We start from the raw sequence: 23,914 nt of genomic DNA on the forward strand, positions 1-23,914 counted from the left end.
GGACGCTAGGTAGGAAAGTTGAGAGGAGACACAGAGGAACCTGAGGGTTCCGTGAGTGGCGCATGCGAGGTCACAGACCGGCGAACACCGCTCCCGCGTCCCGCAGACGCTCGTGCAGTCCCCGGAAGACGGTGGCCGAGCGCGCGCCCGGCCAGTCCGCGGGCAGCAGCCGGGCGGGCAGTCCGGGGTCGGTGTAGGGCAGGTGGCGCCAGGAGTCCAGGGCGAGGAGATAGTCGCGGTACGCCTCCTCGGGCGGGGTGTCCCGCCGCTGCTCCCAGTCGTGCAGCACGCGCGCGTGGCGGTCGAGGAACGCGTCGTGCTCCTTGGCGATCGCGGCCAGGTCCCACCAGCGGGCGACGGCCTCGGCGGTCGGCGTGAAGCCGAGATGCTCGCCGCGGAAGAAGTCGACGTACCCCTCCAGGCGCAGCCGCTGCAGGGTGTGCCGGGCCTCCTCGTAGAGCCGCGCCGGTGCGATCCACACGCCCGGTGCGGCCGTTCCGAAGCCGAGGCCGGCCAGCCGGGAGCGCAGCACATGGCGCTTTTGCCGCTCCGACTCCGGCACCGAGAACACCGCGAGCACCCAGCCCTCGTCCTCGGGCGGCGCGGTGGCGTAGATGCGCCGGTCGCCGTCGTCGAGCAACTGGCGGGCGTCCGGGGAGAGTTCGTAGCCCGCCGCGCCCTGTGCCGTGCGGGCCGGCAGCAGCAGCCCGCGCCGTTTGAGCCGCGACACCGACGAACGTACCGAAGGAGCGTCCACGCCGACCGCGGCCAGCAGTCTGATCAGCTCGGCGACCGGCACCGGGCCGGGCATGTAGCGGCCGTAGGCGCCGTAGAGCGTGACGATGAGAGACCGTGGTGCATGCTGGTCGGACACGTTGATCATCTTAGGTCGTACGGATCACTGCTGGTCACCCGGCGGGTCACCGCCGTCGCGCAAACGGAAGCGCTGGAGCTTGCCGGTCGCGGTGCGTGGCAGCGCCTCCAGGAAGACGATCTCACGCGGGCACTTGTACGGCGCCAGCTCTGCCTTCACGAACGCGCGCAACGCCTCCGCGTCCTGGCGCGCACCCTCCCTGAGCACCGCGTATGCCACCACGACCTGTCCGCGCGCCTCGTCGGGCCGGCCCACGACCGCCGTTTCCAGCACGTCGGGGTGGCGCAGGAGTGCCTCTTCGACCTCCGGGCCCGCGATGTTGTAGCCGGCCGAGATGATCATGTCGTCCGCGCGGGCGACGTAGCGGAAGTAGCCGTCACTCTCCCGGACGTAGGTGTCGCCGGTGATGTTCCAGCCGTGGCGCACGTACTCGCGCTGCCGGGGATCGGCGAGATAACGGCAGCCGACGGGCCCGCGCACGGCGAGCAGCCCGGGCTCCCCGTCGGGCATCGCCTGACCTTCGTGGTCGACCACGCGTGCCTGCCAGCCCGGCACCGCCACCCCTGTCGTCCCGGGCCTGATGTGCGCGTCGGCCGCGGAGATGAAGATGTGCAGCAGCTCGGTGGCGCCGATGCCGTTGATGATGCGCAGCCCGGTCCGCTCCCGCCAGGCCTGCCAGGTGGCGGCGGGCAGGTTCTCGCCCGCCGAGACGCAGCGGCGCAGTGAGGAGACGTCGTGCGAGTCGAGCTCGTCGAGCATCGCGCGGTACGCCGTCGGCGCGGTGAACAGCACGGACACCCGGTGCTCGGCGATCGCGGGCAGCAGTTGCTTGGGGCCGGCCTGTTCGAGGAGCAGGGAGCCGGCGCCGGCCCGCAGCGGGAAGATCACGAGTCCGCCGAGGCCGAAGGTGAAGCCGAGTGGGGGACTGCCGGCGAAGACATCGTCCACATGTGGTTGCAGCACATGTTCCGAGAAAGTGTCGGCTATCGCGAGCACATCCCGGTGGAAGTGCATACAGCCCTTGGGCCGTCCGGTGGTCCCGGAGGTGAAGGCGATGAGGGCCACGTCGTCGGCTGCCGTGTCGGCGGCGGCGTACGGCGTGTCGGGCGCCGATCGGTGCAGCAGGTCGTCGGGGGCGTCGCCGCCGTACGTCGCGATCCGCAGCCCGGGTATCTCGGCCTTGGCGAGGTCGTCGACGGCCCGGATGTCGCACAGCGCGTGCCGCACCTGGGCTATCTCGCACATGGTCTTCAGCTCGTGCGGCCGCTGCTGGGCCAGCACGGTGACGGCGACCGCCCCCGCCTTCAGCACCGCAAGCCAGCAGGCGGCCAGCCAGGGCGTGGTCGGGCCGCGCAGCAGCACCCGGTTGCCCGGGACGACGTTGAGGCCGCCGGTGAGGACATGCGCGAGCCGGTCGACGCGGGCGCGCAGTGTGCCGTACGTCCATGTGTCGCCGGACGGGGTGTGGAACACGGGCCGCTCGTCGGGCGGGCCGTCGAGCAACTCGGCTGCCGCGTTGAGCCGATCGGGGTAGTCCAGCCCCGGCAGGTCGAAGCGGAGCTCGGGCCACTGGTCGGGCGGTGGCAGATGCTCGCGGGCGAAAGTGTCGACGTGGGCGGAGCGGTGCAGACCGGCCATGGCGGTTCGCCCCCTTGCCTTGTGGGCTGCCTGTGGGCGTCGTGGTGGGCCAGGGCCTGTTGCGAAAGCGGCCCTGAGCGGGTCCCAGCACAGGGAGCGTATCGTGTTGGTGACGACAGTCAATGGTGCGCGATATCGTCGAGGAGGTCCGTCGAGAGGGTCCGTCGCGCACGGCCCCGCAGGGAGGTCGGCAATGCCCGCATTCTCGCTCGATCCGGCGCAAACCGCCTGGTGTGCCGAGCTGCGCACCCTGGCCGCCGAACGGCTGAGCCCGCTCGCCGAGAAGGGGGAACCCGGGCGGGTCAACCGCCCGCTGGTCGCCGAGCTCGGTCAACTGGGGCTGCTGCGGCGGCTTTTCAGTGCCGGCGCGGTCGACCTGTGCCTGATGCGGGAGACCCTCGCGTACGCCTGCACGGAGGCGGAGACCGCGCTCGCCCTCCAGGGCCTGGGCGCGCACCCCGTCCACGCCCACGGCACCCCCGCCCAGCGGGAGCGCTGGCTGCCCCGGGTGGCCGAGGGCAGCGCGGTGGCGGCCTTCGCGCTGAGCGAGCCGGGCGCCGGGTCGGACGCGGCGGCGCTGGAGCTGCGGGCGGAGCGGGACACCTCGCGGCCGGGAGGGCCGGGGGAGACGCCGGCTGCCTCGGTCGCCTCGGTCGCCTCGGTCGCCGCCGAACCCGACGGCCCCGCCCGCTGGCGCCTCACCGGTGAGAAGTGCTGGATCTCCAACGCCCCCGAGGCCGACTTCTACACCGTCTTCGCCCGGACCACCCCCGACGCCGGTGCCCGCGGCGTCACCGCCTTCCTCGTCCCCGCCGACCGTCCCGGTCTCACCGGAGCAGGCCTGGAGATGCTGTCCCCGCACCCCATCGGCACCCTCGACTTCGACGCCGTTCCCGTAACCGCCGACGATGTCCTCGGCGAGCCCGATCGCGGCTTCCGGGTCGCGATGGGCACCCTCAACCTCTTCCGGCCGAGCGTCGGTGCCTTCGCCGTCGGTATGGCGCAGGCGGCTGTGGACGCAACCCTCGCCCACACCGCCCGACGGGACGCGTTCGGCAGCAAGTTGAAGGACCTTCAGACGGTCGCCCACCAGGTCGCCGAGATGGCCCTGCGTACGGAGGCGGCCCGTCTCATGGTGTACGCGGCGGCGACGGCGTACGACGTAGGCGCCCCGGACGTCCCGAAGCGCGCGGCGATGGCGAAGCTGCTGGCGACGGAGACGGCGCAGTATGTCGTCGACAAGGCGGTCCAGTTGCACGGTGCCCGTGCCCTGCGCCGCGGCCATCTGCTCGAGCACCTCTACCGCGAGGTGCGCGCCCCGCGCGTCTACGAAGGGGCCAGCGAGGTCCAACGCGGCATCATCGCCAAGGAGCTGTACACCAACATGGAGGCCGGTCAGTGAGCACCGAGCGTGTCAACCCGCCCGAGCTGTCCCCGCCCACTGGCTTCTCCCACGCGGTCGTCGCCACCGGGTCCCGGGTCGTGTTCCTGGCCGGGCAGACCGCGCTCGACACCGACGGCAAGGTGGTGGGGGAGACGTTGCCGGAGCAGTTCGAGCGGGCGCTCGGCAATCTGCTGGCCGCGCTGGCGGCGGCCGGCGGCGCCCCGGCCGACCTCGCGCGGGTCACCGTCTATGCCACGGACGTCGCGGCGTATCGCACCCAGGTCGCAGAACTCGGCCGGATCTGGCGGCGGTTGGCGGGACGGGACTACCCGGCGATGGCCGTCGTCGAGGTCGTACGGCTCTGGGACGAAGAGGCCATGGTGGAGCTGGACGGGTTCGCGGTGCTGCCGTAGGCCGTGTTCAGGCGGCCATCGCGAGCCGGTCGGCCGGCACCCGGTGCGGGGCGACCACGCTGCCGTCGGGCAGCAGCTCACCGCTGTCGTCGAAGACGATGGCGCCGTCACACAGGAGGCTCCAGCCCTGCTCGGGGTGGGCGGCCACCACATGTGCGGTGCGGCTTTCGGAGGAAGGGCACGAAGGCTGGTAGGAACACATGGCGCACCTCCATATCGGGCGGACGAACCGTATGCGTCGTCCATATGGGTAGACCATGCTCCCGCCGCGAACTCATCGGAACGGCGCGCTGTGAACCGTGACAACACGCGGACAACTCTCTGACCGATCCACGAAGGTCGCAGCGGACTCGCCACCGAAGGGGTGACGGTCACGCCCAACGGCACACCCGCCGGGTACCAGTGGAAGCCCCCACTCCGCCCACCGGGAGGTCATCCCATGCCCCTGCGCCCCGCTCTCGCCACCGCCGTCGGCACCGCGCTGTTCCTGCTGCTCGCCGCGCCCTCGGCGCCCGCCGACTCCGACGCTCCCACCGAGCCCGAGGAGACCGTCACCGTCGTCACCAAGACCCCCATGGCCGCGGACGGCACCATCACCGTCTCCGGCACCTACCGCTGCATCGACAGCACGGGACCCACGTTCGTGAGCGCCTCCATCGGCCAGAAGGACTCCACCACCCGGTACGCCATCGGTGGCACCGTCGCCGAGTGCGACGGCAAGCAGCACCGCTGGCAGAACAAGAGCAAGGCCCCCGCGGACGCCACCCTCAAGCACGGCAAGGCGAACGTCGAGGTCACCGTCGTGGAGCTGCGCCCCGTGGGCGGCCTGGGCGGCCTGCCCCTGCCGCACTTCCACGCGGTACTGAAGAAGGACATCACCCTGTCGAAGCCCACGGTGTGACGGTTGCACGGCCTCCCGTCGCCCCCCCCGCGACCGCGCCCCTTCCGGCCGACCGGAAGGGGCGCGGTCATGTCGCGCAGGCGCGGGCGACCAGGTCCAGCGCGATGTCGGTGATCATGTCTTCCTGGCCGCCGACCATTCCGCGCCGGCCGGCCTCGACGAGAATGCTGCGGGTGTCCAGACCGTGGCGGGCGGCGGCGGTCTCGGCGTGCCGCAGGAAGCTGGAGTACACCCCCGCGTAGCCGAGGCTGAGGGTCTCGCGGTCCACCCGCACCTCGCGGTCCTGCAGCGGGCGTACGAGGTCGTCGGCCGCGTCCATCAGGGGGAACAGGTCGCAGCCGTGCTCCCAGCCCATCAGGTCGGCGACCGCGACGAACGCCTCCAGCGGGCAGTTGCCCGCGCCCGCCCCCTGCCCGGCGAGCGAGGCATCGACCCGGGTCACGCCGCTCTCGACGGCGACGACGGTGTTGGCGACGCCCAGCGCCAGGTTGTGGTGGGCGTGGATGCCCAGCTCCGTCGCCGGGTCGAGGACGTCGCGGTAGGCGCGGAAGCGGTCGCGGACGTCGTCCATGGTGAGGCGGCCGCCGGAGTCGGTGACGTAGACGCAGTGGGCGCCGTACGACTCCATCAGCTTGGCCTGGCGGGCCAGTTCGGCCGGTTCGGCCATGTGGGACATCATCAGGAACCCGGCGACGTCCATGCCCAACTCCCGCGCGGCGGCGATGTGCTGTGCGGAGATGTCGGCCTCGGTGCAGTGCGTGGCGACGCGCACCGAGCGGATACCGAGGGCGTGCGCCCGCCGGAGGTCGTGCAGCGTGCCGATGCCGGGGAGCAGCAGAGTCGTGGGCACCGCGCGTTCGGCGGCGTCCACCACCGCCTCGATCCACTCCCAGTCGGTGTGGGCGCCGACGCCGTAGTTGATGCTGGAGCCGGCGAGGCCGTCGCCGTGGGCGATCTCGATCGCGGCGACCCCGGCGGTGTCCAGCGCGGCGGCGACGGCGCGGGCCCGGTCGACGGTGTAGCGGTGCCGGACGGCGTGCATGCCGTCCCTGAGGGTCACGTCCTGGACGTACAGCCGGGTCATCGGGAGGCCACCTCCGTGGCGACGGGGGTCCCCCCGCTGGAGCGGAGCCGAGAGTGGGCGGCCATGCGTTCCGCGGTGCGCAACGCGGCCGAGGTCATGATGTCGAGGTTCCCGGCGTACGCCGGGAGGTAGTGCGCGGCGCCCTCGACCTCCAGGAAGACGGAGACCTTCAGGGCCTCGCCCGCGCCGGGGACGAGGGTGTGCAGCGGGTCGTCGGACGGCACCCGCTCGAACTGCACCTTCTGCTTGAGCCGGTATCCGGGCACGTACGACTGCACCCGCCCGACCATCTCCTCGACCGACGCGGTGACCGCCTCCGTGGCGCAGTCGGAGACCAGGCAGTGCACGGTGTCCCGCATGATCAGAGGCGGTTCGGCCGGGTTGAGGACGATGATCGCCTTGCCGCGCGCGGCGCCGCCGACCTGCTGGATGGCGGACGAGGTCGTCTCGGTGAACTCGTCGATGTTGGCGCGGGTGCCGGGGCCTGCGGAGCGGGAGGCGATGGACGCGACGATCTCGCCGTAGTGCACCGGCGTGACGGCGTTCACGGCCGCGACGACCGGGATGGTGGCCTGGCCGCCGCAGGTGACCATGTTGACGTTCGGGGCGTCGAGGTGGGCGTCGCCGTTGACCGGCGGGACGACGTACGGGCCGACAGCGGCCGGGGTGAGGTCGACCAGAGTGCGGCCCAGGGGGCGCAGCACGTCGTCGTGGTGGCGGTGCGCGCCGGCCGAGGTCGCGTCGAAGACGATCTCCACATCGGCGAACTCGTCCAGCGCGACTAGCCCTTCGACGCCCTCGTGGGTCGTGGCGACCTTCAGGCGGCGAGCGCGGGCCAGACCGTCGGAGTCCGGGTCGATCCCGGCCAGCGCGGCGATCTCCAGCGACTCCGACAGCCGGAGAATCTTGATCATGAGGTCGGTTCCGATGTTGCCCGAGCCGATGACGGCGACCTTGGTGCTCACAGCCCGCCCCCTTCCTTCGCGAAGCCGACCCGCACGGAACCCAGCCCGCAGACACGGGCCTCGAACACGTCGCCCGGAGCCGCTGGCGACATCGGACCGAGCGCGCCGGTCAGCACCAGGTCGCCCGCGCGCAGCGGATCGCCCCGCTCGGCGAGCGCGGAGGCCAGCCACACGGCCGCGTTGAGGGGGCTCCCGAGACAGTCGGCGCCGGTGCCCTCGGAGACGGTCTCGCCGCCCCGCGTCATGGTCATCGTCACCGTCCGCAGGTCGACGGCGGTGAGGGGTACGGGAGTCGCGCCCAGGACGTACAGGCCGCAGGACGCGTTGTCGGCGACGGTGTCGACCAAGGAGATGTCCCAGCCCCGCACCCGGCTGTCGACGATCTCCAGCGCGGGCAGCGCGAAGTCGACCGCGCGCAGGACGTCGACGACCGTGCACGCCGGGTGCGGCAGGTCCCGCCCGAGGACGAGCGCCACCTCGGCCTCCACCTTCGGCTGGAGCAGCCGCCCGGCGGGCACCTCATCGCCGTCCGGTACGGCCATGTCCGCGAACAGCGCGCCGAAGTCGGGCCGGTCCACGCCGAGTTGGCGCTGTACGGCCACGGAGGTCAGGCCGATCTTGCGGCCGACGATCCGGCGGCCGGCATCCAGTCCGCGCCGCACGTTGAGCTGCTGCACGGCGTACGCGGTCTCCAGATCGGCGCCGGCGTCGAACAGGTCACGCACCGGAGGGCAGGCGGTACCGGTGCGGGCGGCCTCCGTCAGCAGATCGGCGGCCTTGACGACGGTCGGCGGGGCGGCGTCCGGGCGGACACCGTCGGGTGGGGTCGACACGGGATACCTCCGGGGAAGGCGCAGTGGCGGGTGAACCGATGGGAAGGAGCCGGTCGGCACTCGCAGCGGCTCGACACCGATATAGACACGCCCTGCCGTGAAGCGACAAACTTTGTTCCGTGACACGGAACAACGCGGGCGGCAGCATGTTGGAGAAGGCCGCGATTATCCTGGAGTGCTTCAGTCCGAGTGGCGGCCCGTACCGTCTGTCGGAACTTTCGGAGCGCACCGGCCTTCCCAAGCCCACGGTCCACCGGCTGGCTGCGGACCTCGTCCGGCTGGGCTGGCTGGAGCGCTCGGGGCCCGAGTACCGGCTCGGGGCGAAGCTGTTCGAGCTCGGCTCGCTGGTGCCGCACCGGCTCGATCTGCGCGAGGCGGCCCTGCCGTTCCTCCAGGACCTGTTCGAGGCCACCCGAGAGACCGTCCACCTCGGGATCCGGGAGGGCCTGGACGTTGTCTATCTCGAACGCATCCACGGCCACGAGGCTCTCCAGCTGCCCTCCCGCATCGGCGGCAGCCTGCCGCTGACCTGCACCGGTGTCGGCAAGGCCCTGTTGGCCTTCTCCGGCGCTGAGCTGACGGAGGAGGTGCTGTCCCGGCCGCTGCCGAGCCTCACGCCGCACTCCATCACCGACCCGGACCGGCTGCGCATGGCCCTGGAGAAGATCCGGGTCTCCGGCCTGGCCTACGAGGAGCAGGAGGCCGCCCTCGGCGTGGCCTGCATCGCGGCTCCCGTCTTCGCCGGCGGCACCACGGTCGCCGCCCTCTCGGTGGCGGTGCCGCGCTCCCGGTTCAGCCCCGCCCAGTTGGCACCCGCGGTACGGACCGCGGCCCTGGGTTTGTCCCGGGTGCTGCGCGGGGGCGGCTGACAGCGGCCGGCGCGCGCGCCGTACGGACTGAGGCGCCCGCGTGAGCGGCGTAACGTCGTGTGTGTGGAGCCCACCCCCGACGGTCTTCTCTCGCGTGCGGCGCGCGAGCTCGGTTCGCGAGCGGACGAGCTCACATCCGACGTGCAACGGCGCCTGCTGCGCGAACTCCCCGCGCTGTGGGAGGACCCGGACGTGGCCCGGATCGCCGGCGAGAACGTCGCCGAGCACATCGCCGCGGCCCTGTCCGGCCTGGAGCGCGCCATCGAGCCGAGTCTGATCGAACTGCCGCCCGCCGACGTCGAACGCGCGCAGGTGCTGGCCCGGCACGGCACACCGCTCAGCGAGATGCTGCGCGCCTTCCGGCTGGCGGAGGAGATCGTCATCGACCGGCTGCTCACGGAGCTGTCCCGGCTCAGCGACGACGCCGAGCAGGTCACCGAGGCGGCCCGGCAGCTGAACGCGATGTCGACGATGTATGTGGACCGGGTCTCGGAGCAGGGCGTCGCGGCGTTCCAGGAGGAGCGGGACCGGCGGCTGCGGTGGCGGTCGGCGATGGTGAACGAGGCGGGCATGCGCATCGGCACCACCCTCGACATCGCCCGCACCACACAGGAGCTGGCGGACCTCGCCACCGACCACTTCGCCGACGTCGTCACCGTGGACCTGCTCGACGCCGTGCTGCGAGGAGAGGACGTGGTGGAGGAGGGCCCGCCCGTGCTGCGCCGGATGGCCCGGGGACCGGCGGACGGGAGCGATCCTCAGGGGGCGATCGCACCGCAGCAGCTGCACACCCCGGCGGACGGCTCGCCGTCGGCGCACGCCCTGGCCAGTGGGCGTCCCTCGCGACACCAGCACGGCAGGGCCCGGGGCGCCGCGCGAACCCACTCGACCCTCGCCGTCCCGCTGCGCGCCCGCGGCATGACGCTGGGCGTGGCCGAGTTCCACCGTCTCGGCAACCCTGCCCGCTATGACGACGAGGACCTGCTCCTCGCCCAGGAGATCGCCGCGAGGGCCGCCGTCGCCGTCGACAACGCCCGCCGCTACACCCACGCCCGCGCCACCGCCGTCACCCTTCAGCGCAGCCTGCTTCCCCAGGAGGCGCCGGAGCAGTCGGCCGTGGACGTCGCCTACCGGTACCTGCCCGCCGGCTCCGGCGCCGGCGTGGGCGGCGACTGGTACGACGTCATCCCGCTGTCCGGCGCCCGGGTCGCCCTCGTGGTGGGCGACGTCGTCGGTCACGGTATCCGGGCCGCCGCCACGATGGGTCGGCTGCGGACAGCCGTACGCACCCTGGCCGACATCGATCTGCCGCCCGACGAGCTCCTCACCCACCTGAACGACGTCGTCGTGCGCGTGGCCACCGAGGCGTGCACGGACCCCGACGCCGAGCCCGGCGCTGACGTCGGCGGAGACAGCGGCGCCACCTGCCTCTACGCCGTCTACGACCCCGTCTCCCGCCGCTGCACTCTGGCCCGCGCGGGGGATGTGCCCCCGGCCGTGGTGGTCCGGGACGGCACGGCGGAGCTGCTGGATCCGCCGCCCGGCCCGCCGCTCGGACAGGGCGGGCTGCCCTTCGAGACGGTGGAGGTCGACCTGCCCGAGGGCAGCCTGCTCGCTCTGTACACCGACGGTCTGATCGGGGCCCCCGACCACGACGCCGACGCGGGGCTGACCGCGCTGCGGCAGATCCTCGCCCGGCCGGCGACCTCCCTGGAGGCGGCCTGCGACACCGTGCTGGATGCTCTGCTGCCCGCCCGGCCCGACGACGACATAGCCCTGCTCCTGGCCCGCACCCGCGCGCTCGGAGCCGACCGGGTCGCCACCTGGGACCTGGAAGCCGACCCGGCGGTGGTGGCCCGGGCACGTTCGGACGTCTCCCGCCAACTGGCCGCCTGGGGGCTGGAGAACCTCGAGTTCACCGCCGAGCTGGTGGTCAGCGAACTCGTCACCAACGCCATCCGCTACGGCCGTTCGCCGATCAGCCTGCGCCTCATCCACGACCGCACCCTCCTGTGCGAGGTCTCCGACGCCAGCAGCACCACCCCACACCTGCGCCGGGCCCGCGTACTGGACGAGGGCGGGCGGGGTTTGCTCCTGGTCGCGCAGCTCGCCGGGCAGTGGGGGACGCGTCACGCCCGGCGTGGCAAGACGGTCTGGGCCGAGCTGGATGAGTCGGTCGAGTTCCCGGCACTGGCCATCGGGTAGGGCGTACGGCTGTCGGGCGCTCAGTAGGTGCCGGGCTGGACCAGCTTGAACAGGGCGCGGGCGGCGGCTCGCCGGGCGGAATGCCGTAGACGTGCCGGGAGGGGACGGGACGGGGCCGGGGCGGGGGTGCCGCCCGCCAGACGGGGGAACAGGGCCTCGGCGTTGGTGCGGTTGATCGCTGCGAGGGTGCCGGGGTCGACGCCGGCGGCGAGGCCGCCCGCGAAGTACTGGCCCGCGGGTGCGGGCGCGAACGGCCAGTCGCTGCCGAAAAGGACGCGTCCGGGGCGCGCGAACGCCAGCAGGGTGGGCAGGGCGGCGGGGCTGGAGGACAGCGCGGTGTCGAAGTAGAAGCCGCGGAAGTCGTCCAGGACGTCGAGGGGGCTGCGTCCGAGGTCACTGGCGAGGGCGACGGCCATGCGGTGGGAGGCGTACGGCACGAAGCCGCCGGCGTGGCTGAGGACGAACCGGATGTTCGGGTGGCGGCGCGGGATGCCGTTGCGGACCAGGAGGTAGGCCGCGCGGGTGGTGTCGAGGAGGAAGTCGGCGGCGAACGGGGGAATGCCGTCGACGGCGGGGGCGGGGAGGTCGGCCGGGTGGACGAACACGACGGCTCCGTGTTCGTCGAGGACTTGCCACAGGGGCTCCTGGTCCTCGCTTCCGAGGTAGGCGCCCCGGTTGTTGGCGAGCAGGGTGACCCCGTCGGCGCCCAGCTCGGCCAGGGCCCGCTCGGCCTCCTTCGCCGCCGCCGCCACGTCCGGCATGGGCAGGGTGGCGAACCAGCCGAGGCGGGCCGGGTGTTCGGCGGCGACGCCGGCGGAGAAGTCGTTGAGCCGCCGTGCCAGGCCGGCCGCCTCGTCGGGGTCGGTGAGGAAGCCGGTGCCGGGGGTCGAGACGGAGAGGATCGCCGTCTCGGTGCCCAGCAGGTCCATCGCCTCCAGCGCGGCGCCGGCGCTCCAGCCGGGCAGGGCACGGCCGCCCGCCTCGGCGATACCGGCTTCGGCCAGGGCATCGCGGTAGAGGGGCGGGACGAGGTGCTGGTGGACGTCGATCCGGCGGGATGCGGTGGTCATGGGCGGCTCTCTCGGCTCTCTCGGCTCTCGGCTGCTCGGGGAGTGGGGCTGTTGCGCGGGCCGGGAGGAACTCCGCGGCCGTGGGAGGAAGTTCCACGCCGTCACACGAAGGTCACCGACACCGGCCCGAGGCCGTCGAACCTTGCCTCGACCTTCTGGCCGGCCCTGACGAAGGGGGCGGTGGTCATGGCGCCCGGCAGCACGACATGGCCGGGCTCCAGAGCGGCGCCGGACGCGGCGAGGGTGTCGGCCAGCCAGGCGACCGCGGCCGCGGGGTGGCCCAGCACCTCGCGCCCGCTGCCCGACCCCGCCAACTCGCCGTCCACGATCAGGTCGGCGGTGACGGCGGCGAGGTCGGGCGCGTCCCGGACCGGGATCCAGGGGCCGCAGACGAGGCCTGCGGAGGAGGCGTTGTCGGCGACGGTGTCGACGAGGGTGATCCGCCAGTCCCGGATCCGGCTGTCGACGATCTCCAGCGCGGGCGCGACGGCGTCGGTCGCCCTCAGCACGTCCTCGACCGTGACGCCCGGGCCGGACAGCCGCTCGGTGAGGTGGAAGCAGATCTCCGGTTCGATCCGGGGCCGGCAGTAATGTGCCGCGAAGACGGGGGCACCGTCACGGTGGACCATGTCGTCCAGCAGATGCCCGAAGTCGGGTTCGTCGACGCCGAGGAGCCGCCGCACGGCCGGGGACGTCAGGCCGACCTTGTGCCCGATGACCGTCGCCCCGTCGGCCAGCCGCCAGGCGACGTTGTCGCGCTGGATTGCGTAGGCGCCGGCCACGTCGAGGCCGGGAAGCCGGGCGGACAGCGGGTCGATCGGCACCGCACGGTGCTCCGCCTCCCGCAGCAGCCGCGCCGCCTCCTCGCGCTGGACGTAGGTCAGGCTCATCCCTGGCTCCTCCCCGCCATCCGGACCGCCGCGTCATGGACGAGCCGCGCGTGCAGCTCGAACATCGCCACCAGGTCGACGCAGTCGCCCTCCACCTCGCGCTGCACGAACAGCCCGTCGGCACAGGCCACGGAGTACGTGGTCAGGAGGCGGACGGCGTCCTCGTCCAGGGCCGGGAACAGGGCGCCGATCATTTCCGATATCCGCTGCCGGGAGAGCTCACGGACCTGGAGGAACACGGTGCGTCCCCGGCGCTCGGCAGGCCGCCGCTCCAGGGCGAGCATCAGACCGAGACGCAGGAAGTCGGGGGCGTCGACCAGGGACTTCGCCACGTTCGCGGCCATCGTCATGACCCGCTCCAGGGGTGTGCCGGCGTCCTCGCCGGGCAGTTCGGCGGCCGACAGCCAGGCCGTGAAGCCGCGCTCGATGACGGCCGCGATCAGGTCGTCCTTGTCCTCGAAGTGCCAGTAGATCGAGCTTGCGGGCAGCCCGCACCGGGCGCTGACCGTGGCGATCGACGTGCCCTCGTATCCGCGCTCGCCCGCGATCTCGACGGCGGCGTCGAGGATGCGCCGCCGCGACTCCAACCCGTTCGCACGCTTCCTGCGCGCCGTGTGCGGCCTGGTCATGGGAGACGCCCTTCCCGTCGTGCCGGCACTTGACCGTCCCGGAAGCCGAGCTTACCGTAGCGGTCATTCCAATTGGAGTAAACGCTACAACAAAGAGCCGCGACAGGGACGACAGTGAGGTGGCCTGGTGAGTGGGAGCAGTGCCGGGAGCAGGACCGACGACAGAGCCGGCCAGGACGCGTACGACGTGGCGGTGATCGGTTACGGACCGACGGGGGTGACCGCGGCGAACCTGCTGGGCGCGGCCGGCCTGCGGGTCGTCGTGCTGGAGCGGGACGCCGAGATCTACTCCCGGGCCCGGGCGATCTCCACCGACGAGGAGGTCCTGCGGATCTGGCAGCGCGCCGGCCTGGCCGAGCGGCTGAAGCTGGACATGCTGGCCGACCGGCCGCTGGACTTCGTCGACGCGCGGGGCCGCACGATCCTCAGCGCGCACCCCACGCCGCGCGGGCACGGTCACCCGCCGCAGATGTTCATCTACCAGCCCGCGCTGGAGCAGGTCCTGCGGGGCGGCGTCGACCGTTACCCCAACGTCGAGGTGCTGCTGCGGCACGAGTGCCTGCGGCTGCACCAGTCCGCCGACGGCGCCGGGGTGGAACTGACGGTGGCGGGCACCGCCGACGACTCCGTACGGCGGCTGCGCGCCAGGTACGTCATCGCGGCCGACGGTGGCTCCAGCCTCACCCGCGCACAGCTCAACGTGGGCTACGAGGGACGGACGTACGAGGACCGCTGGGTCGTGATCGACACGAAGATGATCGAGCCGTGGCCGGACCACGACCGGCTGCGCTTCCGCTGCGACGCGAACCGCCCGGCGGTGGACTGTCCGACTCCGCTGGGGCACCACCGGTGGGAGTTCCCGATCCTGCCGGGCGACGACGAGGAGCACCTGACCACAGACGAGGCGATCCACGCGCTGGTGTCCCGGTACGGGATCGGCAAGCACCAGATCAAGATCCTGCGAGCCACCGTCTACCGCCACCACGTCCGCTTCGCCGCCCGCTTCCGGGTGGGCCGGGTCTTCCTCGCCGGCGACGCGGCCCACGCGATGCCGCCGTGGATCGGCCAGGGCATGGCGGCCGGGGTGCGTGACGTGGCCAACCTGTGCTGGAAGCTCGACGCCGTGCTGCGCGGCGAGTTGCCCGAATCGGTGCTGGACAGCTACGAGACGGAGCGCAAGCCGCACGTCAAGGAGATCACCGAGCGGGCGGTGTTCGTCGGCCGGATCATCACCGAACGGCGGCGCGCGGTCACCCGGGTCCGGGACTTCGCGCTTCCGATCCTGAACCGCGTGCCAGGTTTCGCCCGCCTCCTTCAGGACTCCAACTGGATCCCCGCCGCCCACTACGCCGAGGGCCTGCGGGCCCGCCCCCGCACCAAGGCCTGCGGGCACCAGATACCCCAGCCCTGGGTGACCGGCCCCGACGGCATCCGGGCCCGCCTGGACGACGTACTCGCCGGGCGCTGGCTGCTCCTGCACGGCGGACCGCCCACCCCGCAGCCCGCGTGGGACCGCTGCGGCGTCCCCTCCCTGACCGTCCTGCCGGCCGGCTCACGTCCGACCAGGGGCGCGGTCGTCGACGACGAGGACGTGCTGCGGCCCTGGATGACCGAGCACCGCGCCGCCACCCTCGCCCTGCGCCCCGATGCCTACGTCTACGCCGCCGCTCCCTCGGCCGCCCGACTCCCGCCGCCCCCGGCCGGGTTCGCACCGGCATCGCGCACCGCCACCTCGCCCGCCACCCAAGGAACGCCATGACCACACACACCTCACCCCCGCCGATGCGGGAACGGCTGCTCGACGTCCTGGGCAGGAAGATCTTCGTCGCGGAGACCGGCGACGGCCCGCCCGTCATGCTGCTGCACGGCGGCGGCCCCGGCGCCTCCGGCGTCTCCAACTACACCCGCAACATCGCCGAGCTGGCCAAGGAGTACCGGGTCATCGTCCCCGACCTGCCCGGCTACGGACGCAGCACCAAGGGCGTGGACGGCGCCGACCCGTTCGGGCACCTCGCCGCCGGCATCCGCGGACTGCTCGACGAACTCGGCCTGGACAAGGCCCACCTGGTCGGCAACTCCTACGGCGGTGCCTGCGCCCTGCGCCTCGCCCTGGACACGCCCGACCGGGTCGACCGCATGGTGCTGATGGGCCCCGGCGGCATCGGCACCACCCGGGCCCTGCCCACCCCAGGTCTGAACAGCCTCCTCGCGTACTACGCCGGGGACGGCCCTTCACGCCTGAAACTGGAGAGGTTCATCCGCACCTACCTCGTCTTCAACGCCGCCGACGTCCCCGACTCCGTGATCGACGCCCGCTACGAGGCGAGCATCGACCCTGAGGTGATCGCGGCCCCGCCGCTGCGCCGGCCGTCCGGCCCGAACGCGCTGCGCACGCTGTGGAAGATGGACTTCACCCGCGACGACCGCCTGTCCCGGCTGCCCGTGCCGACCTTGGTGCTCTGGGGCGCGGCCGACAAGGTCAACCGCCCCTCGGGCGGCCGGATGCTGGCGGACCGCATGCCCGACTGCGATCTGTACGAGGTCGCCAACACCGGGCACTGGGTGCAGTTCGAGCGGGCCGAGCTGTTCAACCGGATCTGCGCCGACTTCCTGGCCGGCCGGCGATGACCGCACACCAGGGGTATGACGCCGCGTCCGTCTTCGGCGCCGTCCACCTCGGCTACCTCGTCATCGAGACCAACCGCTTCGCCGACTGGCGCCGTTTCGGCACCGACGCCATCGGCATGCACCTCGACGACCTGGACACCGGCCTGATGCGCTTCCGCATCGACGACCACGAGTGCCGCTTCCTGCTGCGCCGGGGCCCCGCCGAGGATGTCGTCGCCATCGGCTGGCATCTGGACGACCACATCACCTTCGAGCAGATCGAGGCCCGCGTCCGCGCCCACGGCGTCCCCACCGCGGAGGGCAGCGCAGAGGAGGCCAGGCTGCGCGGTGTCGAACGCCTCCTGCGCTTCCCCGGCCCCAAGGGCATCACCCAGGAGATCTACACCACCCCGGTGATCTCCCCGGAACCCTTGCGGATGCCGGCCTCGGGCTGGGTCACGGGCGACTCCGGCATGGGCCATGTCGCCATCACCTCGACCCGACCGACCCTGATGCGCGGCTACTTCAACACCGTCTTCGACGCCCGCCTCACCGACTACATCGACGAGACGATCAGCGGCGTCAAGCTCAAGATCCGCTTCCTGCGCGTCAACGAACGCCATCACTCCATCGCGATCGCCGCCGTCCGGGGCCTGCCCATCGACCCGGTCCGCACCCGCGTCCAGCACCTCAACGTCCAGGTGGCCGCACTGGACGACCTCGCCCGCAGCTACGACCGTGTCCACGAACTCGGCTTCGACATGGCCCTGTCCGTCGGACAGCACACCAACGACAAGGAGCTCTCCTACTACGCCCGCACCCCCTCGGGCTTCGAGTGGGAGGTCGGCTGGAACCCCATCGTCATCGACGAGACCACCTGGCAGCCCAGCACCCACCAGGGCATCAGCGTCTGGGGCCACACCCCGGTCGGGCAGACGATCGTCGACAAGCTCGACCAGTTCCGCGTCGGCGCCCGCTCCCTGGCCCGCCCGGAGCGGACCGTCCCGGCCCTCAGTGGCAGCGGGATCCCGGACGACTGAGCATGGCAGCGGACGGGGGCGCCCACCTCGTGAGCGCCCCCGTACGGGGCCGGTTCGGACAGCTTCCGCAGTGTGCGCCGCAGCGGATCAAGGGCGTGCGGGGGCGCCCACGGGGGCCCATGGGACAGGGCCAGCGCCCGCGAACTCAGCCTGTGGCGTCACCTGTTGGTGGCCGCGTGGCGATCCGGCCGGCCAGTTCGTCCAGGGTCGCTGCCAGGACCGTGCCGATCTCGGCAAGAGGGCCGGGCTGCATGAGGCCGTCGTGGGGGCCGCCCACCACGACGTTCTCCAGGTTCCCGGTGACGTGCGGGCGCCAGGCCTCGTAAGTGGCGCCGTTGACGGGACGGCTGTGGTCCGCGGTGAAGAAGAGCAGGTCACCGTCGAAGCGTCGGTCCAGCGGCTCCTGCAGCAACCGGACATGGCGGGTGTAGAGGTCCGGCAGCGCGGCGAGCGTCTCGGGCCCGAAACTGGACACCGTGCTGTCGGCGGCCTTGAGCCGTTCGACGAACTGGGCGCGGCCCACAGTGCCGTCGCCGAAGTCGGCGGGCGTGAGCCCCAGACTGGTCAGCAACTCGGCCAGCAGGTCCGGCTCGTCGAGGGAGGCCGCCAGCTCCTGCCACTCGGGCGGGAAGGAGTCGAGCATGGCCAGCAGCGCGACCTCCTCGCCCTGCTCGCGCAGCCGGGAGGCGATCGTGTGTGCCACGTTCCCGCCGAACGACCAGCCGAGCAGATGGTAGGGGCCGGCGGGCTGGACCAGCCGGATCCGGTCGAGGTACTCCTCGGCGAGCCCGGCCATGGACCGTGCCGTGGGCCGCCCGGCCAGAGCGGGGGCCTGCAGGGCGTACAGCGGCTGGTCCGGGCCGAGGTGGCGGCTGAGCCCCGCATAGGACCACGCGATGCCGGTGGCCGGGTGGATACAGAACAGCGGGGGCCGGCTCCCCCTGGTGCGCAGCGGAAGCATGATCTCCGGCTGTTCCCCACCTGGAACGGCGCTCAGCACGTCGCCGAGCCGGGCCACCGTGGGAGCCTTGATCAGGTCGCCGATCGTCAGCTCGGCGCCGAGCGCGTCGCGGATCGCCACGACGAGCCGCATGCCGAGCAGGGAGTGGCCGCCCAGTTCGAAGAACCCGTCGTCGATGCCGACCGACGGGACGCCGAGCACATCGGCGAACAGCGTGCAGAGCAACTTCTCCTGCGGCGTGCGGGGCGGGCGACCCGGCTCCAGGTCGGCCCCGGCGGCCGGTGCGGGCAGCGCCTTCACGTCCAGCTTGCCGTTGGCCGTCAGCGGGAGCGAATCGACCGGGACGAACGCGGTGGGCAGCATGTACTCGGGAAGCGCGGCCGCCATGTGCCGGCGCAGCGCGGCGGGGTCGGCGGGCGGTCCGTCCGCGATCACATAGCCGACCAGCCGTCGGTCGCCCGGCCGGTCCTCGCGCACGACCACGGCGGCCCGGGCCACCCCGGGGGCGGAGCCGAGCACCGTCTCGATCTCCCCCAATTCGATCCGGAATCCCCGGATCTTGACCTGCTGGTCGGCCCGGGCGACGAACTCGAGCTCCCCGTCCTCGGTGTGGCGTACCAGGTCTCCGGTGCGGTACATCCGCGTCCCGGCCGGGCCGTGTGGGTCGGCGACGAAGCGCTCCGCGGTCAGCCCCGGGCGGCCCAGGTAGCCCCGGGCCAACCCGGCGCCTGCCACGTACAGTTCGCCGGTCACGCCCACCGGGACAGGCCGCAGCCGGTCGTCGAGGACGTAGCTGCGGGTGTGGTCCAGCGGGGTGCCGATCGGGATGGCACCCCGGTAGTCATGGGGTGTGCGCAGACGATGACTGGTGGCGAAGGTGGTGGTCTCGGTCGGGCCGTATCCGTTGTTCACCGCCGTGCCGGGGCAGGCCTCGGCGACCCGGCGCATCGCGACCTGCGACGCCGCCTCGCCGCCCGTCCAGATCTCGCTGAGCAGGGCCAGCGTCGAAGTGCCTTCCTCGGCGAAGAGGTTGAACAGGGAGGTGGTGAGGAACGCGGCGGTCACGCGCCCCTCGCCGATCACCTTGCCCAGCACCTCGAGGTCCAGGTCGCCCGGGGGTGCCACGACCACTTGGCCGCCCGAGAGCAGCGGCACCCACAGTTCGTATGTCGAGGCGTCGAAGGCGAGCGAGGAGTGCAGCAGCACTCGGCGGTGGTCACCGGCGGCGAAGGCCGAGTCGGCGGCCAGCTCGGCGACGTTGCGGTGGGTGACGGCGACCCCCTTGGGGGTGCCGGTGGAGCCGGACGTGAACATCACGTAGGCCAGCCCGTCCGGGTGGGTGGGCGGCCGCGGTGCGTCGGGCGCCACGGGGGAGCCGTTGGCCGTGGACAACAACTCGGCGAGCCCGAGCACCTTGCAGGCCTCAGGGAGGTCCAGGTCGCCGAGGGCGCGGTCGGTGATGACGAGGGGCGGCGCGCAGGTCCGCAGGATGGTCTCGATCCGGGACTTCGGGTACCGGATGTCGAGCGGAACGTAGGCGCCGCCGGCCATCAGCACGCCGAGGACGATGGTCACAAGGTCGACCGAGCGGTCGAGGAAGAGCACCACCGGGGTCTCGTCCCGTACCCCCTCGGCGGCCAGACGCCGCGCCAACTTGGTTGCCCTGGCGTCCAGTTCGGTGTAGCTGAGAGTTTCGTCGCCCATGCTCACGGCCGGGGCTTCGGGGGTGCGGGCGGCCTGTGCCCGGAACAGTTCGGGGAGTGTACCGGCGGTGGGCGAGCGGTCCACGGCGCGCCACCGGTCCTCGAACGCCTGCTCCTCCGCCGCGGTGAGGAGGGGCAGTTCACCGATCGCCGCGCCGGGCGCCGCTGTCGCGCACTCCAGGAGCCGCACCAGGTGCGCCGCCAGCCGCTCGACCGCGACCGCTTCGAACAGGTCGCTGTCGTACTCGAAGTACGCCCGTACAGCGCCCGCCTCCTCGACGAAGCTGAGCATGACGTCGAAGGCCGCGGTGGGGTTCGGCAGCGGGCGCCGTTCCATCGCGAGGCCGCCGGCGACGGTGCCGCTCTCGCCGTGCTCCCAGTGGTTGATCACCATCTGGAACACCGGGTGGCGGTCGGCCGCGCGCGGCGGGTTGACCTCCTGGACCAGCCGGCCGAACGAGGTCCCCTGGTGCTGCAGCGCCTTGACGACCTTGGAACGCACCTGCTCGACCAGCGTGTTGAAGGAGGTGTCGGGCCCGATGGCCACGCGCACCGGCATGGTGTTCACCAGCAGGCCGACCACCTCGTCGGTGCCCGGCGTCATCCGGCTGGACAAAGGCACGCCGAGGACGAGGTCGCTCTGTGAGGTGTAGCGGTGCAGCAGGGTGAATGCCCCCGCGGCGAGGGCCATGAACAGGGTCGCGGACTTCTGCCGCGCCAACTCGCTCAGCTGCCGGATCAGTTCGGCCGGGATGTCCTGGCGGTGGGTGACCGCACGGCGGTCACGGTCCGGCGGTGGGGTGCGCATGAAGGGCAGTTGCAGCGGCGGCGGTACGGTCCGGAACTCCTCCAGCCAGTACGCCAATGCCCGCTGCGCGCGGGGCCCGGTGGACCGCTTCTGCTCCTGGAGCACGTGCTCCTGGTAGCTCAGACGGGGCGCGGGGACGGGGGCCGCCTCGGCCCGGGCCCCGTACAGGGCGGCGAACTCGCGGGCCAGGACGTCGCAGGAGGCGCCGTCCGAGACGATGTGGTGCATGACGAAGAGCAGGATGTGGCGCTGCTCCGCCGAGCGATAGAGCGTCACCCGGAACAGCGGCCCCTCGTCGAGCCGGAACGGCTGCTCCTGCTCTGCCGCGATCAGCCGGTCGAGCGTCTCTTCCGTTGCCTCGACGTCGGCGAACTCCGACGGCACGGCGGTCGCGATGAGTTGAATCGGTTCGCCCGACTCCGCCACCACGCGGGCGCGCAGCGCGGCATGCCGGCCGATCAGCTCCCGCAGTGTCCACGTCAGGCGGGTGCGGTCGAGAGCGCCGTCGAGGTGAAGGGCGAAGGACACGTTGTGGGAGCTGGGCCTGGCCCCCTCGACGAACCACAGGCCCTTCTGCGCGGGCAGCAGCGGCAGCCGCTCCTCGCCCGGGCCGTCCGGGCCACTCGGTGCGGTCTTCGTGGCGTTGCTCACGCGAGTTCTCCCCAAAGACGTGCCGTGACGTCGTCCAGCACGGCGAACCGCTGGTTCAGGCGTCCCATCACGGCGTCGGAGCCGGTCGCCTCGTACCGGAGGGCAAGCACTCCGAGGGCACGCCAGTGGCGGATCGCCTCCTCGCAGAGTTCCCTCGCCGCCTCGGACGCGCCGGCCGCATCAAGAGAGCGGCTCATCAAAGTCAGGCTCGGCACGGAGTAGAGAACCGTGCTGTGGATGAAGAGCCGCCTCGCGCCGAATTCGGTACTGCGGTCGGGGTCGACGAAGCACTCCACGCAGAGCCGCTGGTATTCCTTGATCGCATCGCGGAACCGGTCCTCTTCCGCGAAGCGCCGGGCCTGCTCGCGCAGGCTCCCCTGCAGCCCGCCCCGGCCCTCGGCCACGACCGTCCCGGTGACTACGTAGAAGAAGCCCATGCAGTCGTGGGCGTCGCTCTTGATGCGGTCGCTGATGGCCTTCTCGAACTCGGCGAAATCCAGCCGGGCCCGGCAGCTGAAGCGTTCTGCGTCGACCACCATGCAGTCGAATACCCGCAGGTCACTGAGGTCTTCGGCGACCTCGTCGATCACTATGGAGTGCAGATAGGAGCTGGTGCGCCCATAGACCTCGGCATAGCCCAGGTGGGAGGTGTTCACCCAGACGACCACCCCGCCGAACCGGTCGACCAGCCCCTTGAGCTGGGTGCCAACATCTCCGTACGAGATGGGAACGGCCTGGATCTCAAACCCCGTGCGGCGCATGCCGAGAAGGCCGGCCTCTTCGACCGGGAAGATGTACTCGGGGTAACCGGATTCGTCCAGACCGGCCTGGAAGAGGTAGGCGTCGCCCCGCTCGAAAAGGCTCTGTTCGGCGATGGGGTGGCCCTTCATACCAGCCAGGGCGCTGAAGCTGCCGGTGAAGCAGTTCACGGCGAATTCGGGGTACTGCTCGATGATATGGCTGTCCATCAGGGCCCTCCTGGCCTGTCGTCGGGGATCGGCTGTCCGTACGGCCGGTCCTGCGCGCGGAGAAGAGTGAGCGGCTGCTCCGAGACCCCGGCTGCGACGGCCCCCGAGTCCCCGGCGGTCCACTCGCGCACCCGCCGACCGGCGTCGGCTGCGCCGGATCCTGCTGTCGGGGGCCCGAGCAGGGACCCGTGTCCCGCCTTCACCAGCGCCTCCTTGCGGACCCAGCGGCGAAGGAAGGCGAGTGCGGGGTGGGGTGCCGCGTCGACGGCGGCGACCTCTTCGGGGGCGAGGACCCGCTCGGCCAGACGCCGGTCGTAGATGAATCCGGCCGTGGTCTCCACGTCGACGCCGACGACCGACCAGCCGGCGGCGGCCGCGACAGTTCCTCTGGTGTGCGAGAGGCTCACCGAGAGGCCGGGGTGGTCCCGGACGAACGGCTTCCCATGGTCTGTGGCCCCGCACCCGGGACACCGCTGGTCGATCACCAGCGACCACGGTGGCACCTGGGCGAGCCGGGCCGCGCAGATCCGCACCAGCAGGTGTGCGGCCACGTAGTCGAGCCGGTCCATCCCGACGAGCAGCGCGGCGCGGACGCGCTCCAGGGGGGTCAGCACGGTTTCGTACGAGTCGATACCGGTGCCGTACGACGTCGTGCCGCGGAGCACGCTGCGGCTGTCCTCGACCATCATCAGCGGGGCCGAGGGCGAGGCCGTGTTCAGTGGCCCATGCCCATGCCGCCGTCGACCGGCAGGACCGCCCCGGTGATGTAGCCGGCCTCGTCGCTGGTCAGGAACTCCGTTGCGGCGGCGACCTCGGCGGGCTGTGCCATCCGGCCCATCGGGACCCGGCCGAGCAGCTTGCCCTGCTGCTCGGCGGAGAGCACCGCCACCATGTCGGTGTCCGTGAGCCCCGGCGAGACGACGTTCACCGTGATGCCGCGACCGCCGAACTCCCGGGCCAGGGAGCGCGCCATCCCGATCAGCCCCGCCTTGGAGGCCGCGTAGTTGGCCTGCCCCGCCTCGCCGGAGAGGGCCACGACGGAGGAGATGAAGACGATCCGCCCGAAGCGGCTCCTGATCATGCCGCGGGCGGCGTGCTTGGCGGCCAGGAACGCCCCGGTGAGGTTGGTCCGCAGGGTGGCCTCGAAGTCCGCCTCCGTCAGGGAGAACAGCAGTCCGTCCCGGGCGATGCCGGCGTTGACCACCAGGACCTCCACGGGGCCGTGCGCCTCCTCGGCCTCCTTGACGGCCCGCTTGAGGTCCTCGGAGCGGGTCACGTCGCACCGCACGGGGAGCGTTCCCGGCGGGCAGCCGCCCGTCCGGTAGGTGGCCGCGACCCGGTCGCCGCGCTCGGTCAGGCGCTGCGCGACGGCTCGGCCGATCCCTCGGTTTCCGCCGATCACCAGAGCGGAGCGTGACAAG

Annotated in this window: 21 protein-coding genes; 8 read left to right on the forward strand and 13 right to left on the reverse strand. The window is 72.2% G+C overall.

Going from position 1 to position 23,914, the window contains the following annotated elements:
* Positions 1 to 70: 70 nt before the first annotated feature.
* Positions 71 to 883 (reverse strand): PaaX family transcriptional regulator C-terminal domain-containing protein, encoded by an 813-nt coding sequence (locus ACFY5C_RS22250; RefSeq protein WP_389446728.1) that lies wholly within the window; start codon positions 881 to 883, stop codon positions 71 to 73.
* A 15-nt stretch (positions 884 to 898) separates the two neighbouring features.
* Positions 899 to 2,503 (reverse strand): AMP-binding protein, encoded by a 1,605-nt coding sequence (locus tag ACFY5C_RS22255; RefSeq protein ID WP_389447182.1) that lies wholly within the window; start codon positions 2,501 to 2,503, stop codon positions 899 to 901.
* Between the two features lie 202 nt (positions 2,504 to 2,705).
* Between ACFY5C_RS22255 and ACFY5C_RS22260 the strand changes: the two genes are divergently transcribed.
* Positions 2,706 to 3,914, forward strand: a complete 1,209-nt coding sequence (locus ACFY5C_RS22260) for an acyl-CoA dehydrogenase family protein (protein WP_389446730.1) — start codon at positions 2,706 to 2,708, stop codon at positions 3,912 to 3,914.
* Complete coding sequence (locus ACFY5C_RS22265; RefSeq protein WP_389446731.1) at positions 3,911 to 4,309, forward strand: RidA family protein; 399 nt, start codon at positions 3,911 to 3,913, stop codon at positions 4,307 to 4,309. Before ACFY5C_RS22260 ends, ACFY5C_RS22265 begins: the two co-directional genes overlap by 4 nt.
* A gap of 7 nt (positions 4,310 to 4,316) precedes the next feature.
* Here the strand turns inward: ACFY5C_RS22265 and ACFY5C_RS22270 are convergent, their stop codons facing one another.
* Positions 4,317 to 4,511 (reverse strand): DUF5999 family protein, encoded by a 195-nt coding sequence (locus ACFY5C_RS22270; RefSeq protein WP_389446733.1) that lies wholly within the window; start codon positions 4,509 to 4,511, stop codon positions 4,317 to 4,319.
* A 237-nt stretch (positions 4,512 to 4,748) separates the two neighbouring features.
* Here ACFY5C_RS22270 and ACFY5C_RS22275 point away from each other — a divergent pair, with 237 nt between their 5' ends.
* Positions 4,749 to 5,210 carry a DUF6299 family protein gene (locus ACFY5C_RS22275; RefSeq protein ID WP_389446735.1) on the forward strand — a complete coding sequence of 154 codons (462 nt, stop codon included), beginning with the start codon at positions 4,749 to 4,751 and terminating at the stop codon, positions 5,208 to 5,210.
* Positions 5,211 to 5,277: 67 nt separating this feature from the next.
* Here ACFY5C_RS22275 and dmpG read toward each other — a convergent pair whose 3' ends face one another.
* Genes dmpG through ACFY5C_RS22290 form a run of 3 tightly spaced genes read right to left on the reverse strand, consistent with a single transcriptional unit; the run spans position 5,278 to position 8,092 of the window.
* Positions 5,278 to 6,294: a 4-hydroxy-2-oxovalerate aldolase gene (dmpG, locus tag ACFY5C_RS22280; RefSeq protein WP_389446737.1), complete on the reverse strand. Its 1,017-nt coding sequence runs from the start codon at positions 6,292 to 6,294 to the stop codon at positions 5,278 to 5,280.
* Positions 6,291 to 7,259: an acetaldehyde dehydrogenase (acetylating) gene (locus tag ACFY5C_RS22285; RefSeq protein WP_389446738.1), complete on the reverse strand. Its 969-nt coding sequence runs from the start codon at positions 7,257 to 7,259 to the stop codon at positions 6,291 to 6,293. The genes dmpG and ACFY5C_RS22285 overlap by 4 nt, the downstream gene beginning before the upstream one ends.
* The gene (locus ACFY5C_RS22290) at positions 7,256 to 8,092 is read right to left on the reverse strand and encodes a 2-keto-4-pentenoate hydratase (protein WP_389446740.1); all 837 of its coding nucleotides are present in this window, start codon (positions 8,090 to 8,092) and stop codon (positions 7,256 to 7,258) included. Before ACFY5C_RS22290 ends, ACFY5C_RS22285 begins: the two co-directional genes overlap by 4 nt.
* A gap of 146 nt (positions 8,093 to 8,238) precedes the next feature.
* Here ACFY5C_RS22290 and ACFY5C_RS22295 point away from each other — a divergent pair, with 146 nt between their 5' ends.
* Both ACFY5C_RS22295 and ACFY5C_RS22300 read left to right on the forward strand, forming a co-directional pair.
* Positions 8,239 to 8,961 carry an IclR family transcriptional regulator gene (locus ACFY5C_RS22295; protein WP_389447184.1) on the forward strand — a complete coding sequence of 241 codons (723 nt, stop codon included), beginning with the start codon at positions 8,239 to 8,241 and terminating at the stop codon, positions 8,959 to 8,961.
* A gap of 63 nt (positions 8,962 to 9,024) precedes the next feature.
* Entirely contained in the window at positions 9,025 to 11,166 is a 2,142-nt protein-coding gene (locus tag ACFY5C_RS22300; RefSeq protein ID WP_389446742.1) for a SpoIIE family protein phosphatase, read from the forward strand.
* Positions 11,167 to 11,186: 20 nt separating this feature from the next.
* On the opposite strand, the gene ACFY5C_RS22305 is transcribed toward ACFY5C_RS22300, so the two are convergent.
* From ACFY5C_RS22305 to ACFY5C_RS22315, 3 genes are all read right to left on the reverse strand, one after another.
* On the reverse strand, positions 11,187 to 12,236 hold the full coding sequence (locus ACFY5C_RS22305; RefSeq protein ID WP_389446744.1) for an amidohydrolase family protein: 1,050 nt from the start codon (positions 12,234 to 12,236) through the stop codon (positions 11,187 to 11,189).
* A gap of 101 nt (positions 12,237 to 12,337) precedes the next feature.
* On the reverse strand, positions 12,338 to 13,126 hold the full coding sequence (locus tag ACFY5C_RS22310) for a 2-keto-4-pentenoate hydratase (protein WP_389446746.1): 789 nt from the start codon (positions 13,124 to 13,126) through the stop codon (positions 12,338 to 12,340).
* Positions 13,123 to 13,755 carry a TetR/AcrR family transcriptional regulator gene (locus tag ACFY5C_RS22315; RefSeq protein ID WP_389446748.1) on the reverse strand — a complete coding sequence of 211 codons (633 nt, stop codon included), beginning with the start codon at positions 13,753 to 13,755 and terminating at the stop codon, positions 13,123 to 13,125. Before ACFY5C_RS22315 ends, ACFY5C_RS22310 begins: the two co-directional genes overlap by 4 nt.
* A 127-nt stretch (positions 13,756 to 13,882) precedes the next feature.
* Between ACFY5C_RS22315 and ACFY5C_RS22320 the strand changes: the two genes are divergently transcribed.
* The 3 genes from ACFY5C_RS22320 to ACFY5C_RS22330 are packed head-to-tail and all read left to right on the forward strand — an operon-like array spanning position 13,883 to position 17,402.
* Entirely contained in the window at positions 13,883 to 15,514 is a 1,632-nt protein-coding gene (locus ACFY5C_RS22320; RefSeq protein WP_389446750.1) for a bifunctional 3-(3-hydroxy-phenyl)propionate/3-hydroxycinnamic acid hydroxylase, read from the forward strand.
* Entirely contained in the window at positions 15,511 to 16,383 is an 873-nt protein-coding gene (locus tag ACFY5C_RS22325; protein WP_389446752.1) for an alpha/beta fold hydrolase, read from the forward strand. Before ACFY5C_RS22320 ends, ACFY5C_RS22325 begins: the two co-directional genes overlap by 4 nt.
* Entirely contained in the window at positions 16,380 to 17,402 is a 1,023-nt protein-coding gene (locus ACFY5C_RS22330; RefSeq protein ID WP_389446753.1) for a VOC family protein, read from the forward strand. The genes ACFY5C_RS22325 and ACFY5C_RS22330 overlap by 4 nt, the downstream gene beginning before the upstream one ends.
* 145 nt (positions 17,403 to 17,547) lie before the next feature.
* On the opposite strand, the gene ACFY5C_RS22335 is transcribed toward ACFY5C_RS22330, so the two are convergent.
* Genes ACFY5C_RS22335 through fabG form a run of 4 tightly spaced genes read right to left on the reverse strand, consistent with a single transcriptional unit; the run spans position 17,548 to position 23,913 of the window.
* Positions 17,548 to 21,525 (reverse strand): amino acid adenylation domain-containing protein, encoded by a 3,978-nt coding sequence (locus ACFY5C_RS22335; protein WP_389446755.1) that lies wholly within the window; start codon positions 21,523 to 21,525, stop codon positions 17,548 to 17,550.
* Positions 21,522 to 22,493 (reverse strand): hypothetical protein, encoded by a 972-nt coding sequence (locus ACFY5C_RS22340; RefSeq protein ID WP_389446756.1) that lies wholly within the window; start codon positions 22,491 to 22,493, stop codon positions 21,522 to 21,524. The genes ACFY5C_RS22335 and ACFY5C_RS22340 overlap by 4 nt, the downstream gene beginning before the upstream one ends.
* A complete protein-coding gene (locus ACFY5C_RS22345) occupies positions 22,493 to 23,158 on the reverse strand; it encodes a 4'-phosphopantetheinyl transferase family protein (protein ID WP_389446758.1) in 666 nt (221 codons plus the stop codon). Before ACFY5C_RS22345 ends, ACFY5C_RS22340 begins: the two co-directional genes overlap by 1 nt.
* Positions 23,159 to 23,208: 50 nt before the next feature.
* A complete protein-coding gene (gene fabG / locus ACFY5C_RS22350; protein ID WP_389446760.1) occupies positions 23,209 to 23,913 on the reverse strand; it encodes a 3-oxoacyl-ACP reductase FabG in 705 nt (234 codons plus the stop codon).
* Position 23,914: the final 1 nt, after the last annotated feature.

The organism is Streptomyces sp. NPDC012935 (assembly GCF_042900345.1).
Classification (GTDB): domain Bacteria; phylum Actinomycetota; class Actinomycetes; order Streptomycetales; family Streptomycetaceae; genus Streptomyces.